Origin of the sequence: Rathayibacter sp. AY1C5 (genome assembly GCF_002931705.1) — a bacterium.
GTDB lineage: Bacteria > Actinomycetota > Actinomycetes > Actinomycetales > Microbacteriaceae > Rathayibacter.
Genome location: NZ_PSWD01000001.1, coordinates 20,917 through 35,387 on the forward strand (window position 1 = coordinate 20,917; position 14,471 = coordinate 35,387).

The window sequence follows — 14,471 nt, forward strand, 5'->3', positions numbered from 1 at the left end:
GATCATAGGTCGGACCTCGGACGCGCGAGCCGGGCGACCGGGTCCAGCGCCGAGCGCGGCACGACCGACGCGAGCACCCGACGACCGGCACCCGCGGAGCCGCGGAGCGCGGCGGCCACGGCGGTCGCGTCGTCCCACGCCTCCGACTCGCTCGCGGACGGCGAGTAGCGCCGGCGCTCGACGCGCTCCCGGAGCCCCTGCAGACGTGCCGCCGCTCCGGGGTCGAGGGCGGGAGCCATGCGGGCCTCCTGCGCGCGCGGAGACTCCGTGTCCTCCACGGGGACGCCCAGGTCGCGGGCGGTCGCCAGCAGCTCGGCCCACGCGGCCTCGACGGAGCCGGAGCGCGCGGACCGGCGCCGCAGCGCGCGCTGGACGGCGCGCATCAGCCAGGGGACGAGCACGAGCAGCAGGAGCAGCACCCAGAGCGTGGCCGCGGGAGCCGCCGTGGTGCTCGAGGCGCCGACGGCACCGGGGGTCGGCGTCGCCGACGCGGCCGTCGGAGTGGGTGTCGCGGCGGGAGCGCTGGTCGCACCGGGCGCGGTGGTCGCGGTCGAGCCCGGGGCGGTGGGGCCCGAGGACGCCGTCGCGCTCGGCAGGGTGTAGGAGGCCGGAGCGCCGCGGCTGGGCGTCGGCTCGAAGGGCAGCCAGCCGACTCCCTCGAAGTACAGCTCGGGCCAGGCGTGCAGGTCGGAGGAGAGGACGCGGTAGGTGGTCAGGTCGCTGCCGCCGGAGGGCACGACGGAGCCGGGCTGGTAGCCGATGGCGAGCCGCGACGGGATCCCGAGCTCGCGCGCCATCACCGCCATCGCCGAGGCGAAGTGGACGCAGTAGCCCTCCTTCGTCGTCAGGAACGCCGAGAGCACGCCGACTCCGTCGCCGTCGTAGCCCTCCTCCGCGGGGGTGTCCTCGGAGTAGCGGAACTCGGACGAGCGGAAGTACGTCTGCAGCGCGCGCGCCCGGTCGTAGGCGGTCGGAGCCTCCGCCGTGACCTCCTCGGCGGTGGTGCGGACGATCTCGGGCACGTCGTCGGGGAGCGAGAGGTACCGGTCGACGCCGGACGGCGCGGGCGCGGCGAGCAGCTGCTGCGGGTCGGGCTCGAGCCGCAGCGCCTGCACCTGGTAGTCGTCTCCGGAGCGGGTCGTCGCGTCGCCGCGGATCGAGCCGTCCTGCACGTCCTGGAGCCAGCCGTCGCCGACGCCCGTCAGCGACGAGACCGGATACGGCACGGGGAGCCACTGGCTCCGCAGCGTCTCCACCGAGACGTCGACCTCCTCCGCCTCGCGCGGCACGCTCTCGGAGAGCCCCTCGGGCGCGATCGGCGCCTCGATCGGAGCGGTCTGCTCCGTCTCGCTCGGCGCCCAGTCGTCACCGTCGAAGTCCGAGACGGTCAGCACGCGGAGGTAGACGGGCAGGTCGGAGTCGGTGGCGTAGCGCAGCACGGTCACGGGGTTCGGGCGGCGCAGGTCCGCGCCGAGAGCGACCACCGGGTCGATCGCGCCGTTGAAGAGGCTGCCGGAGACGCCCGAGGGGGCGGTGGTGCGCGCGTAGCCTGCCGCCGACCCGGCGACGACTCCCGCGCCCAGGACGACGACGGTCACGGCCGCGAAGGCGGGCAGCACGGCCGCGGCCGCGCTCGGGCCGCTCGGGCGGCGAGGGGCGGCCGTGGCGGCGAGCACGCCCGCGTAGGCGAGCGCAGTGACGACGAGGCTCGCCCAGGACACCTCGGAGGGGTCCACGATCGCCGGCACCGCGAGCAGCGCCGCAGGGAACAGACCGGCCAGGGCGGGGAGGCGGACGGAGAAGGCGAACAGGTCGGCCGCCCAGGCGAGCACGACCACCCCGCCGATCAGGAGGAACGAGATGCCGTCGTCGGCGATGGCCGGGAGCCCCTGCTGGGCGATGGACTGGAAGCCGCCCTGCGCGAGCGCCTCCGCCTGCGCGACGGCGCCGGGCGTGGGGATCACGAACAGCAGGGCCCGACCGGGCACGAACATCGCGGTCAGCACGCCGACCATCGTCAGCGTGCCGAGGATCGGCGGGACGACGGGGTGCACGCGCAGAGCCCGGGCGGCGGCCGGGACGCCGAGCACCACGGCGACCGCGCTCGCGAGGAGCACCAGCCAGTCGACGCCGACGAGGAGCCGCCCGATCCCGGCGGCGGCGGCCGTGATCGCGAGGAAGAGCAGACCGCTCAGAGGAGCCGACCCGGCGCGCGGATCGCTCTCGACGCGGCGGCTCACGCCACCACCCGCAGAGCGAGAGCCTGCGCCCACGCCTCCTCGACGGAGGCACTCGGGTCGACGGACACCGCGTACCAGCCGAGCGAGGCGAGAGCCGCCTCCTCCTCAGCGGTGCCGGCGACGACGAAGGCGATCGCGGGGCGCGACTGCGCGGCCAGGGAGCCGAGGGCGTCGAGGTCCGACTCGAGGAGTCGGGTGAGGACGGCGAAGACCGGTCGCACTCCCCCGGTGTCGCGCATGTCGGCCGAGATCCGGGTCACCGCGTCGACCGACTCGCGCGAGGGCGCCAGCTCGGCCAGGCGCAGCAGCACGTCGTGCGCCACCTCGCGCTCGTCCTCCGAGTGCTCCGGCTCGCCGTCCGCACCCGTCTCGACGAGGTGGGTCTCGAAGCCGCGGTCGAGCAGGTGCACGGCGAGGGAGGCCGTCATCGACACCGCCCACTCGAGCCGGTCGTCGCCGCGCCGCTCGAGCACGCGCTCGGCCCGGGTCTCGAGGAGGATCCACGCGTGCGGATCGGTGTTCTGCTCGTCCTGGCGGACCATGAGCTCACCGGAGCGGGCGCTCGCCCGCCAGTGCACCCGGCGCATGGCGTCCCCCGGGCGGTAGTCGCGCGGGATCACGTCGTCCGTGCCGGCGCCGGCCGTCGCGTGCGCGACCGGGCTCGATCCGCCTGCTCCGTGCGCGTCCAGGACGTCGCTCTGGAGCGGCACGACCCGCGGAGTCACGACGAACGGCTGCGCAGCCCCCACGACGCTCTCGCGGAGCGCAAGCCCGAGGCCGTCGCCGCGCACCAGGCGCAGCGGGCCGATGCGGTGGATCCCGCGCCGCTCGGCGGGCAGACGGTAGCGGGCGCGCACGCGGCCGCCCGACGGGACGCCCGGCAGCCCGAAGACGCCCTCGGCGACCGGCCGGCCGACGACGACCCCGCGCTCCACGCGCTCGAGCCGGTCGTGGGCGCGCGCCCCGCTGCGGACGGCGCGGCCGCGGTTCTCGAGCAGCACGTCGACCTCCACCACGTCGCCGGCCGCGACGGTCTGGGGAGCGAAGCGGCGCTGCACTCGGAACGACGCCGGCGCCAGGAGCAGGGAGACGAGCGCGCCCAGGGGCAGGCCCAGCAGCACCAGGCCGACGAACAGCAGCTCGCGGAACTCTGTCAGCGGCGCGATCACCACTCCCGCGACGCCCAGCAGAACGAGCGCCCAGCCGCGCAGCGTCAGCGCGACCCCGCGGAGCGCGGGCAGACCGCCGAGACGGGACGACGGCGTCTCGGCGGCGCGGGCCTCAGTCGCCACGGTTGCCGAAGGGGACGGGGGTGGCCGCGACGATGCGCTGCACGATCTCGGTGACCGAGTGCGAGGATCCGGCGCCGGAGCGGCCGGGGAGGCGCGTGGCGGGCAGGAGGCGGTGGCCGAGCACGGGGACGGCGAGCGCGTCGACGTCGTCCGGCACCACGAAGTCGCGGTCGCTGAGGGCGGCGAGAGCCTTCGCGGCGGCGATCAGCTGGAGCGTGGCGCGCGGGCTCCCCCCGAGCCGCAGCTCGGGGTCGACCCGCGTGGCCTGCATGATCGCCACCACGTACTCCTGCACGGGTGGTGCGACGTACACGGAGCGCACGTAGGCCATCATCCGCTCGAGCTCGGCGAGGCCCACGACGGGCCGCAGCTCCTCGAGCGGGCTGGCCGAGTCGCGGGTGCGGATCATCTCGAGCTCGGCGCGCTCATCGGGGTAGCCGAGCGAGAGGCGGGCCATGAAGCGGTCGCGCTGGGCCTCGGGCAGCGAGTAGGTGCCCTCCATCTCGACCGGGTTCTGCGTCGCGATCACGGCGAAGGGGCGCGGGAGGAGGTGGGTGGTGCCGTCGACCGAGACCTGGCGCTCCTCCATGCACTCCAGCAGCGCCGACTGCGTCTTGGGCGAGGCCCGGTTGATCTCGTCGCCGATCAGGATGTTCGCGAAGACCGGGCCCGGCTTGAACTCGAAGTCGCGGGTCGCCTGGTTGTAGACCGAGACCCCCGTGACGTCGGAGGGGAGCAGGTCGGGCGTGAACTGGATGCGCGCGACGCTGCCGCCGACCGAGGCCGCCAGCGACTTCGCCAGGACCGTCTTGCCGGTGCCGGGGACGTCCTCCATCAGGAGGTGCCCACCGGCGAGGAACACCGTCAGCGCCATCGAGACCTCGGCCGACTTGCCGTCGATCACGCGGGTGAGGTTCCCGAGGACGGCGCCGCAGTGCGCCGTGAACTCCTCGCGGGTCAGGGGCGTCTCGGGAGCCGCTCGGCGGCCGACAGCGGAGCGGGTGTCTTCGAGCGACGTCATAGCTAGGGATTCTCGCAGTCCTGACGGGAAAAGGGTCCAGGTTCCGAGAGTTCGCAGTGTGCCGCCAGGCGGGAGCGCGCGGCGGCCGCCGGACGCCGTGGGCAGGGGTGCCGCCCTATGCTCGATCCGGTGACCAGGATCATCGCCGGATTCGCCGGCTCGCTCACCCTCCGGGTCCCGCGCGCGGGCACCCGCCCCACCAGCGACCGCGTGCGCGAGGCCGTCTTCTCGGCCCTCGAGGCCCGGGACGCCCTCGACGGCGCGACGGTGGTCGACCTCTACGCGGGCTCCGGCGCCCTCGGGCTCGAGTCGGCCAGCCGCGGAGCGAGCGCGGTCGTCCTGGTCGAGCGCGACCCGAAGGCCGCCCGGACCGCGGGCGAGAACGCACGGGCGATCGTGACCGCGGCTGCCAAGAACAAGCGGCCCGCCCCGCGGATCGAGGTGGTGACCGGCTCGGTCCGCTCCTTCCTCGACGGGTCCCCGGCCCTCAACACGGACACGGTGTTCCTCGACCCGCCCTACGACCTCGGCGAGGACGACCTCGCCGCCGATCTCGCCGGCGTGCTGCCGCTGCTGCGCGAGGACGCGGTGGTCGTCGTGGAGCGGAGCTCCCGCAGCCCGGAGCCGCGCTGGCCCGCGGGTCTGGAGCGGGAGCGGAGGAAGGACTACGGCGAGACCACGATCTGGTGGGCTTCACCGGCGTCGCCCGTCTCGCCCGCTTCCTCCGCGGCCGGCTGAGCGGCCTCAGCCCGCCGCGCCGTCCCAGCCGAGGTACGGGTCCCAGCCCCCGCGCCCCTCGAGCGCGACCCCGCCCAGGCGCACCTCCGGGTCCCCCTCGCGGACGACCCCGAGCGGGACGAAGCCCTCCGGCAGCGCCGCGGCGGGCGGGAAGCACGCGAGCATCGCGTGGTCCTCGCCGCCTCCCAGCACCAACGCCCTCGCCAGGTCGAGGTCCACGCCCTCCACGCCCGTGAGCCCGCGCGCGTGCACGTCGACCGCCGCGGCATCGAGGTCGATCGCCACTCCGCTCGCACGCGCCATCCGACGGGCGTCGAGCACCACGCCGTCCGAGACGTCCATCATCGCGGTGGCGGTCCCGCCCGCGGCCTCGCCCGCGGAGATCGGCGCGGTCGGGCGCAGCTGCGCCTCGAGGAGGGACGGATGCCGCTCGCGGAGCCGGGCGGCGAGGTCGGCCGACGGCTCCCCGTCCCGCCGCGCCTGCTCGAACAGCAGGCGCAGCCCGAGCCCCGCTCGTCCCAGCGGACCGGCCACGGCGAGCACGTCCCCCGGCCTCGCACCGCTGCGGAGCACCGGCGGTCGTCCGTCGAGCGAGCCGAACGCCGTGATCGAGAGCGTCAGCGTCGCGGAGGCGGACAGGTCTCCCCCGACGACTCCGCATCCCGGCGCCATCGCGGCGCAGCCGGCGGCGAGGCCGCCCGCGATCCCCTCCAGCACGTCGACGCCCAGCGACTGGGGTGCCGCGAGCGCGACGACGAGCCCGGTGGGACGGGCCCCCATCGCCGCGACGTCGGCGAGGTTCGAGGCCGCCGCCTTCCAGCCCAGGTCCGCCGGGCGCGACCAGGCCAGCCGGAAGTCGGGGCCGTGCACCATCATGTCCGTGGTCACCACGAAGCGGCCGTCGGGAGCGCGCAGCACCGCGCAGTCGTCGCCGGGCCCGACCAGGGTCTCCGCGCCCGGGCCGCCGAGCCGGGCCAGCACCCTCGCGAGCACCTCGCCCTCGCTGAGCTCGGCCAGGGTGGGACTCCGATCCTCTGCCATGGTTCACACGCTAGCGTTGACGGCGATGTCCCCCCGCCGACTCCGCTCCCCCCTTCTCGCCGCCGCCGCCGTCCTGCTGCTCTCGGGCTGCTCGGCCAGCGTCGCCCTCGAGCCCGCCGCCGATGCGACGAGCACCGGCTGCGCGGAGGTCTCGGTGCGCCTGCCCGACGTGGTCGCGGAGCAGCCCGAGCGCGAGACGAACGCTCAGGGCACCGCCGCCTGGGGCACCCCGGCCGCCGTCATCCTCCACTGCGGAGTCGAGGTGCCCGGCCCGACGACGGACCTCTGCGTGAACGTCAGCGGAGTCGACTGGATCATCGACGAGACGCAGAAGGACGAGGACATCTACACGCTGACCACCTACGGTCGCGATCCCGCGGTGGAGATCACCGTCGACCAGAGCCGCGCGTCCGGATCCTCCGCCGCGCTCGACCTGGCGAACGCCGTCTCCTACGTCCCGCAGACGCGCGAGTGCACCGACGTCTCGGACGCCGACACCCTCGATCCGACGGACACGCCCACCGGCTGAGCTTCAGCGTCAGACGCCGAGGGCTCGACTCGCTGCGGTGAGCGCACCATCGGAGGTCGCCCCCAGCTCGCGCGCGCGGGACGCGAACACGGCGGCCGCGGCCTGCAGCTCGCGCTCCAGCGCGTCCACGCCTCCCGCGACGACCGTGCCCGCCCGGCCGCGCGTCTCGACCAGGCCCGCCGACTCCAGCTCCCGGTAGGAGCGGGCGACCGTCCCCGCGGCGACGCCCAGCGTCTCGGCCAGCGCGCGCACCGGCGGCAGCCGCGTGCCGACCGGCAGCTCGCCCGCGGCGATCAGAGCGGTGATCTGCTCACGGATCTGCTCGAAGGGCGCCGCGGCCGCGCCCGCCTCGACGCGGAGCGCGAGCGCCGACGTCATCGGGCGGCGACCGGGACGCGGTCGAGCGCCGAGTCGAGCAGCTCGCTGATCAGGTCCGGGTAGTCCACGCCGCTCGCGCCCCACATGCGCGGGAACATCGAGACCGGCGTGAAGCCGGGCATGGTGTTGATCTCGTTGACGACGAAGCCGTCGGCGGTGAGGAAGAAGTCGACCCGGGCGAGGCCCTCGGCTCCGATCGCGTCGAAGGCGCGGATCGCGAGGGACCGCATCTCGGAGAGCTCGCCGTCGGTGAGATCGGCCGGGCAGACCAGCTCGATGCCGGACGCCCCGAGGTACTTCGCCTCGAAGTCGTAGAAGCCGCGGCCGGTGACGACCACCTCGCCGGCGACGGAGGCGCGGGCCGGAGCACCGCGGCGGCCGCCGAGCACGCCGATCTCTACCTCGCGGCCGACGATGCCCGACTCGATCAGCACCCGCGAGTCGTGCGCGAACGCCTCCTCCAGCGCGGCCTCGAGCTGCTCGCGCTCTTCGATCCGGCTGACGCCCACGCTCGAGCCGGCCCGCGCCGGCTTCACGAACGCGGGCAGGCCCAGCTCGTCGAGGGCCGAGGAGGCGTCGCCCGGGTCGGCGCGCCACTCCGCCTCGGTCACGAGGTACCAGGGCGCCACCGCGAGGCCCGCGGCCCGCAGCACCGTCTTGGTGAAGTGCTTGTCCATGCCGAGCGCCGACGCGAGCACGCCCGAGCCGACGTAGGGCAGCCCGACGAGCTCGAGCATCCCCTGGACGGTGCCGTCCTCGCCCCACGGGCCGTGCAGGATCGGCAGCACCACGTCGACCTCGCCGAGCGAGCGCGTCGCGCCGTCCTCGGTCGTCACGGCGAGCTCACGCGAGAGGGCCGACTCCGGCCAGCGCACACGGGAGCCGTCGTCCTCGACGCGGGGCAGCGACGCGGCATCGAGAGCGAACTTCTCAGGACGGTCCTCCTCGAGCACGAAGGCGCCGTCGGAGGTGATCCCGACGGGGATCACCTCGAAGCGGTCACGGTCGATCGCCCGCAGCACCCCGGCCGCCGTTGCGCAGCTGATCGAGTGCTCGCTGGAGCGCCCCCCGAACAGAACGGCCACGCGGAGCTTGCTGGTCATCGAGGTTCCTCTCACCCTGTGGCTCGTCCGAATCCGTGGTCAGGTGCGGCGCGATGTCCTTCGGATCGAGCGTACCGGCGAGCACCTGCGACACCTGCTCGACGATGGGCATGTCGACTCCCCTGGCGCGCGCCAGCTCGAGGACCGGCGCGACGGAGGCGAGCCCCTCCGCCGTCTGCTGCATCGACTTCACCACGTCGGTGAAGCTGTAGCCCTGGCCGAGCAGGCGCCCGGCCGTGTTGTTGCGCGAGAGGGACGAGCTCGACGTCGCGATGAGGTCGCCGAGCCCCGCGAGTCCGGCCATCGTCTCGGCCCGTCCGCCGTACGCGACCGCGAAGTCGGTCATCTCGGCGAGACCGCGCGTGATGATCGATGCCTTCGTGTTCTCGCCGTAGCCGACGCCGTCGACGATGCCGATCGCCACGGCGATGAGGTTCTTCAGCACGCCGCCGAACTCGGTGCCGATCACGTCGGTGTTGACGTAGGAGCGGAAGTAGCGGTTGGTCGCCGCGAGAGCCACCTCCTGCGCGGTGACGAGGCTCTCGGAGGCGATGACCGCCGCGGTCGGCTGCTCCTTGGCGATCTCGAGGGCGAGGTTGGGCCCGGAGGCGACGGCGATCCGGTCGAGAGAGACCGGCAGCATCTGCGCGATCACCTCGCTCATCCGCTGGCCGGTGCCCTTCTCGACGCCCTTCATCAGGCTCACCAGCACCGTGCGCTCGGTGAGGAACGGCGTGATCGCCTCGAGGTTGCTCCGCAGCGACTGCGACGGGATGGAGAGGTAGACGTGGTCCGCGCCCTCCAGCGCCTCCTCGATGCGCGGCGTGGCCCGGATGTTGCGCGGGAGGTTGATGCCGGGGAGGTAGTCGCTGTTGCGCTTGGCCTCGGTGATCTCGCGGGCCAGCTCGGCGCGGCGCGCCCACATCACGACGTCGGAGCCGCCGTCGGCGAGGATCTTCGCGAACGTGGTGCCCCAGCTGCCGGCGCCGAGGACGGCGACGCGGCGGGGCACGGGGATGGGCGCCTTCCTACTGCTCGGACTCAAAGCGACCCGTGCCCTTCTGGTTGTGCTCGGAGGGGTTCCAGCGCTTCTCGGGCGCCGCCTCGCCGCGCAGCTCCTCGAGCAGGGCGGTGATCGCCGCCATCACGACCGCGGAGGCCTCGTTGAGTGTGGCGGAGTCGAGGCTGCGTCCGCGGAAGGCGGACAGGTCGACGGGGTCGCCGACGATCACGTCGACGCGCTTGCGGCGGAAGAGGGTGATCCGCTTGGAGTAGCGGCCCATCAGCTGCTGCGCGCCCCAGTGCGCGACCGGGACGACAGGCAGGCCGTACTGCAGCGCCATCCGCACCGCTCCCGTCTTGCCGCGCATCGGCCAGAGCTCGGGGTCGCGGGTGAGGGTGCCCTCGGGGTAGATGATGACCGAGCGGCCCTCGTCCACGAGAGCCTTGGCGGTCTTCAGCGGCTCGCTGCCGCGGACCGAGCCCGAGCGCTCGACGGGGATCTGCCCGGAGCCGCGCAGGATCGAGCCGAGCACGGGCACCGAGAACAGCGAGGCCTTGGCGAGGAAGCGCGGTGCGCGGCCGGCGCGCCACAGGGTCCAGCCCGTGATGATCGGGTCGATCTCGCTGTAGTGGTTCGGCGCGAACACGAAGGCTCCGGTGCTCGGGATCTTGTCGCCGTTCCGGATCCGCAGGTCGACCGAGGCGGTCATCACGGGGATCACCGCCGCCGCGAGGAACCAGAAGATGGACGGACGGCTTCGCTCAGACACCCGCCCATCCTCGCATCCCGCATCGGAGGGGCCGCGTCCCCACGCCCGGGAGCAGCGGGGCCCCGCGGTGGGAGGAGCGGCCCGGCCGCCGGGTACGGTACCGGCACGCCCCGTCCGCGTCGCCGCCCGTCGCCGTGGGACGCCGTCGGCCGAGCGCTCGGCCGCCTCGCCGACTCGCCGATCGCGCAGTCCGGCCTGGTGCTCCTGCTCGTGTGGGGAGTCGTGCTGCTCGCCACGCAGGCCGGACGCGACGCGGCCGCGCTCGGCGACGGCCTCCTGCTGACGCTCGCGGTCCTCGTCGGCGGCTCGGCGGCCGTCGCCCTCGTGATCGGCGGGGTCGACGCCCTCTGGCGCGTGGCGGTGGCACCGCTCGCCCACGTCGAGGCGGAGGCGACCGGCGGCGTCGCGGTCCTCGGACGCGGCCGGCTCGGAGCGGGCCTCCGTCGTGTCGAGCCGCGGTTCCCGCTGCCGACGCTGCGGCCCTACGCGGTGGTCGTGCCGCGCCGCCGGGGACTGACCGTCTCCTTCGGCGACTGGGGCGTCGTCGTGCCCTGGGCGCGGATCGCGCGGCTGGAGCGGCGGTGGGTGCTGGTGGGCCTGCGTCCGCGCGAGGCCCTCGAGGTCGTCCTGGCCGGCACGCGGCGCGGACGCCTCACGCTGGTCCTGGTCGAGTCGCCCGGACCGCTGAGCCTCCGGCCCGCGCCGGAGACGACGCTCGCGCTCCTCGAGAAGCGGATCCGGGGACGCCTGGAGGAGGACGCGGAACCGCCCGCGTGGGGCGCGCCCGGGCGCGACAGGACCCCGGGCCGCTGAGGACGGTCGTCCTCAGCGGCACCGGGGTCCCGGTGGGCGGCTACGCGTCGAGCGAGAAGTCGGCGCCCAGCAGCTCGAGCTTGGTGAGGAAGTTCTCGTAGCCGCGGCTGATGATGCCGACGTTCGAGACCGTCGAGGTGCCCTCGGCCGAGAGCGCCGCGATCAGGTGCGAGAAGCCGCCGCGCAGATCCGGCACGACGATGTCGGCGCCGTGCAGCTTCGAGGGTCCCGAGATCACGGCCGAGTGCATGAAGTTGCGCTGCCCGAAGCGGCAGGCCTGCCCGCCGAGGCACTCGCGGTGGATCTGGATGGTCGCGCCCATCTCGACGAGCGCGTCGACGAAGCCGAAGCGCTGCTCGTAGACGGTCTCGTGCACGATCGAGACGCCCTTGGCCTTCGTGAGCGCCACGACCAGCGGCTGCTGCCAGTCGGTCATGAAGCCGGGGTGCACGTCGGTCTCGATGATGACCGGCTTGAGCTCGCCGCCCGGGTGGTAGAAGCGGATGCCGTCCTCGGCGATCTCGAACGCGCCGCCGACCTTGCGGAAGACGTTGAGGAAGGTGGTCATCTCCTGCTGGCGGGCGCCGCCGACGAAGATGTCGCCGTCGGTCGCGAGGGCCGCGGCCGCCCAGGAGGCAGCCTCGTTGCGGTCGAAGAGCGCGCGGTGGGAGTAGCCGGTGAGCCGGTCCACGCCCTCGATGCGGATCACGCGGTCGGTGTCGACCGAGATGATGGCGCCCATCTTCTGCAGGATGTTGATCAGGTCCATGATCTCGGGCTCGATCGCCGCGCCCGAGAGCTCGGTGATGCCGGAGGCGCGCACCGCGGTCAGGAGGACCTGCTCGGTCGCTCCGACGCTCGGGTAGGGCAGCGACACCTTGGCGCCGTGCAGGCCCTCGGGTGCCGACATCCGGATGCCCGAGGGCAGCTTCTCGACGACGGCGCCGAAGTTGCGCAGCACCTCGAGGTGGTAGTCGATCGGGCGGTCGCCGATGCGGCAGCCGCCGAGGTCGGGGATGAACGCCTCGCCCAGGCGGTGCAGCAGCGGGCCGCAGAAGAGGATCGGGATGCGGCTGGAGCCGGCGTGCGCGTCGATGTCGGCGAAGTGCGCGGACTCGACGTTGGAGGGGTCGAGGATCAGCTCGCCCACCTCGGCGCCCTGCTTCACCTTGACGCCGTGGACTTCGAGCAGGCCCTTCACGACGCGGACGTCGCTGATGTCGGGCACGTCGCGGAGGGTGGAGGCGGTCTCGCCGAGCAGCGCCGCGACCATCGCCTTGGTGACCAGGTTCTTGGCCCCCTTGAGCTCGATCCGGCCCACCAGCGGTCGCCCGCCGTTGATGGTGATCCGCTCGGTCGTCATTCCCACCCGCGCTCCCGACGCCTTGGCGTCCTGCAGGGCCTTGGCGTCCTGAAGAAGTGTGTTCACGCTATTTCACCGGCAATGTCTTGGGCCGCCAGCTCTCGCGGCGGGTCTCGAATTCGGAAATGAGCGCTTCGTCGCGCAGGGTCAGGCCGATGTCGTCCAGGCCCTCGATCAGGCGCCATCGAGTGTAGTCGTCGATCTCGAAGTCGAAGGTCTCGCCACCGGCGGTGACCGTACGCGCAACCAGATCCACCGTCGGTTCTATTCCCGGGGTGCCCTCGATGATCTCCCACAGCCGCTCGACGTCGGGCTCCGAGACGACGGCCGCGAGCAGTCCCTGCTTGCCGGCGTTGCCCCGGAAGATGTCGCCGAAGCGGGGGGAGATGACGACCCGGAAGCCGAAGTCGCGCAGCGCCCAGACGGCGTGCTCGCGGCTGGAGCCGATGGCGAAGTCGGGGCCGGCGACGAGGATGCCGGCGCCGCGGTAGCGCTCCTGGTTGAGGACGAAGTCCGCGTCCTGCCGCCAGCCGTGGAAGAGCGCGTCCTCGAAGCCGGTCTTCGTGATGCGGCGGAGGTAGATGCCGGGGAGGATCTGGTCGGTGTCGACGTTGGCGCGCTTCAGGGGCGCGGCGATCGCGGTGACGGTCTCGAACTTCTGCACGGTCAGACTCCTGCTCTCTCGCGGACCGGCTCCAGATCGGAGGGACTGGAGAGGGTGCCGCGCACGGCCGTGGCCGCGGCGACGAGGGGCGAGACGAGGTGGGTCTTCGCCCCCTTGCCCTGACGACCCTCGAAGTTGCGGTTGGACGTGGAGGCCACGCGCTCCCCCAGGACGAGCTGGTCGGTGTTCATCCCGAGGCACATCGAGCAGCCGGCGAAGCGCCACTCCGCGCCGAACGCGGTGACGATCCGGTCGATCCCCTCGGCCTCGGCCTCGAGCCGCACCCGGGCGGAGCCGGGGACGACCATCACGCGGACGCCGGGGGCCTTGGTGCGCCCCTCGACGACGGCAGCGAAGGCCCGCAGGTCCTCGATCCGCGAGTTGGTGCAGGAGCCCATGAAGACCACGTCGACCGGGATCTCCTTCATCGGCGTGCCGGGCTCCAGCGCCATGTACTCCAGCGCTCGCAGAGCGCTGGCGCGCTCGTTCGGATCGTCGAGGACGTCAGGGTCCGGTACCGCCTGCGAGAGCGAGACGCCCTGGCCGGGGTTCGTGCCCCAGGTGACGAACGGCTCGAGCGCGTCGGCGTCGATCACGACCTCGGCGTCGAACACGGCGCCCTCGTCGCTCGGCAGCGTCCGCCAGTAGGCGACCGCGGCGTCCCAGTCCTCGCCCGCCGGAGCGTGCGGGCGGCCGTGCAGGTAGGCGAAGGTCGTCTCGTCCGGCGCGACCATGCCGGCCCGCGCACCCGCCTCGATCGACATGTTGCAGATCGTCATCCGGCCCTCCATCGAGAGCGCGCGGATCGCGGAGCCGCGGTACTCGAGGATGTAGCCCTGGCCGCCGCCGGTGCCGATGCGGGCGATGACCGCGAGGATGATGTCCTTGGCCGTCACCCCCTCCTTCAGCGTGCCCTCGACCGTGATCGCCATCGTCTTGAAGGGTTGCAGCGGCAGCGTCTGCGTCGCCATCACGTGCTCGACCTCGCTCGTGCCGATGCCGAAGGCGATCGCGCCGAACGCGCCGTGCGTGGAGGTGTGCGAGTCGCCGCAGACCACCGTGACGCCGGGCATCGTCAGGCCCAACTGGGGGCCGACGACATGCACGATGCCCTGCTCGACGTCGCCCAGGGAGTGCAGGCGGACGCCGAACTCGCCGGCGTTGCGGCGCAGCGCGTCGATCTGGGTGCGGCTGATCGGATCCTCGATGGGGCGTCCGATCTCGAGGGTCGGCGTGTTGTGGTCCTCGGTGGCGATGGTGAGGTCCGGCCGGCGCAGCGGGCGCCCCGCGGCACGCAGGCCGTCGAACGGCTGCGGGCTGGTCACCTCGTGCAGCAGGTGCAGGTCGATGTAGAGCAGGTCGGGAGCGCCGTTCTCGCCCGCGACGACGACGTGGTCGTCCCAGACCTTCTCGGCGAGGGTGCGCGGCTTCTCGGCTCTCCTGCCGGTCCCTGCTCCACTCGACGCGGGCGCGGCTGTGCCGGGTGTGGTCTCGATCATGACGGTTCCTTCTCCTCC

14 protein-coding genes are annotated in these 14,471 nt (G+C 73.5%); 3 read left to right on the forward strand and 11 right to left on the reverse strand.

The features are described 5' to 3' along the window. Nucleotides 1-2: 2 nt before the first annotated feature. From C5C57_RS00100 to C5C57_RS00110, 3 genes are read right to left on the reverse strand one after another with little or no spacing between them, the layout of a single operon-like run. Nucleotides 3-2,240 (reverse strand): DUF3488 and transglutaminase-like domain-containing protein, encoded by a 2,238-nt coding sequence (locus C5C57_RS00100; protein ID WP_104246549.1) that lies wholly within the window; start codon nt 2,238-2,240, stop codon nt 3-5. Continuing rightward, nucleotides 2,237-3,532: a DUF58 domain-containing protein gene (locus tag C5C57_RS00105; protein WP_104223099.1), complete on the reverse strand. Its 1,296-nt coding sequence runs from the start codon at nt 3,530-3,532 to the stop codon at nt 2,237-2,239. The genes C5C57_RS00100 and C5C57_RS00105 overlap by 4 nt, the downstream gene beginning before the upstream one ends. Beyond that, a complete protein-coding gene (locus C5C57_RS00110) occupies nt 3,522-4,553 on the reverse strand; it encodes a MoxR family ATPase (RefSeq protein ID WP_104225624.1) in 1,032 nt (343 codons plus the stop codon). Before C5C57_RS00110 ends, C5C57_RS00105 begins: the two co-directional genes overlap by 11 nt. 129 nt (nt 4,554-4,682) lie before the next feature. Here C5C57_RS00110 and C5C57_RS00115 point away from each other — a divergent pair, with 129 nt between their 5' ends. Then, on the forward strand, nt 4,683-5,291 hold the full coding sequence (locus C5C57_RS00115; protein WP_104223136.1) for an RsmD family RNA methyltransferase: 609 nt from the start codon (nt 4,683-4,685) through the stop codon (nt 5,289-5,291). A gap of 6 nt (nt 5,292-5,297) precedes the next feature. Here C5C57_RS00115 and thiL read toward each other — a convergent pair whose 3' ends face one another. Beyond that, the gene (gene thiL, locus C5C57_RS00120) at nt 5,298-6,332 is read right to left on the reverse strand and encodes a thiamine-phosphate kinase (RefSeq protein ID WP_104225623.1); all 1,035 of its coding nucleotides are present in this window, start codon (nt 6,330-6,332) and stop codon (nt 5,298-5,300) included. Between the two features lie 25 nt (nt 6,333-6,357). On the opposite strand from thiL, the gene C5C57_RS00125 reads away from it, so the two are divergent. After that, nucleotides 6,358-6,861 (forward strand): DUF3515 family protein, encoded by a 504-nt coding sequence (locus tag C5C57_RS00125; protein ID WP_104223096.1) that lies wholly within the window; start codon nt 6,358-6,360, stop codon nt 6,859-6,861. A 9-nt stretch (nt 6,862-6,870) separates the two neighbouring features. Here C5C57_RS00125 and C5C57_RS00130 read toward each other — a convergent pair whose 3' ends face one another. The 4 genes from C5C57_RS00130 to C5C57_RS00145 are packed head-to-tail and all read right to left on the reverse strand — an operon-like array spanning nt 6,871 to nt 10,114. Continuing rightward, on the reverse strand, nt 6,871-7,239 hold the full coding sequence (locus C5C57_RS00130) for a GntR family transcriptional regulator (protein ID WP_104223095.1): 369 nt from the start codon (nt 7,237-7,239) through the stop codon (nt 6,871-6,873). Then, nucleotides 7,236-8,342 (reverse strand): D-alanine--D-alanine ligase family protein, encoded by a 1,107-nt coding sequence (locus C5C57_RS00135; RefSeq protein ID WP_104297140.1) that lies wholly within the window; start codon nt 8,340-8,342, stop codon nt 7,236-7,238. Before C5C57_RS00135 ends, C5C57_RS00130 begins: the two co-directional genes overlap by 4 nt. After that, on the reverse strand, nt 8,239-9,354 hold the full coding sequence (locus tag C5C57_RS00140; protein ID WP_181027083.1) for an NAD(P)H-dependent glycerol-3-phosphate dehydrogenase: 1,116 nt from the start codon (nt 9,352-9,354) through the stop codon (nt 8,239-8,241). The genes C5C57_RS00135 and C5C57_RS00140 overlap by 104 nt, the downstream gene beginning before the upstream one ends. Nucleotides 9,355-9,370: 16 nt before the next feature. Next, complete coding sequence (locus tag C5C57_RS00145) at nt 9,371-10,114, reverse strand: 1-acyl-sn-glycerol-3-phosphate acyltransferase (protein ID WP_244229445.1); 744 nt, start codon at nt 10,112-10,114, stop codon at nt 9,371-9,373. A 198-nt stretch (nt 10,115-10,312) separates the two neighbouring features. Between C5C57_RS00145 and C5C57_RS00150 the strand changes: the two genes are divergently transcribed. Next, nucleotides 10,313-10,927 (forward strand): hypothetical protein, encoded by a 615-nt coding sequence (locus C5C57_RS00150; protein ID WP_104233771.1) that lies wholly within the window; start codon nt 10,313-10,315, stop codon nt 10,925-10,927. 40 nt (nt 10,928-10,967) lie between these two features. Here C5C57_RS00150 and murA read toward each other — a convergent pair whose 3' ends face one another. The 3 genes from murA to leuC form a co-directional block, all read right to left on the reverse strand. After that, on the reverse strand, nt 10,968-12,290 hold the full coding sequence (gene murA, locus C5C57_RS00155; protein WP_181067970.1) for a UDP-N-acetylglucosamine 1-carboxyvinyltransferase: 1,323 nt from the start codon (nt 12,288-12,290) through the stop codon (nt 10,968-10,970). Nucleotides 12,291-12,357: 67 nt separating this feature from the next. Further along, nucleotides 12,358-12,954, reverse strand: coding sequence for a 3-isopropylmalate dehydratase small subunit (leuD, locus tag C5C57_RS00160; RefSeq protein WP_104223089.1), 597 nt, complete (start codon nt 12,952-12,954; stop codon nt 12,358-12,360). Between the two features lie 2 nt (nt 12,955-12,956). Next, on the reverse strand, nt 12,957-14,453 hold the full coding sequence (gene leuC / locus C5C57_RS00165) for a 3-isopropylmalate dehydratase large subunit (RefSeq protein WP_104223088.1): 1,497 nt from the start codon (nt 14,451-14,453) through the stop codon (nt 12,957-12,959). Nucleotides 14,454-14,471 lie beyond the last annotated feature (18 nt).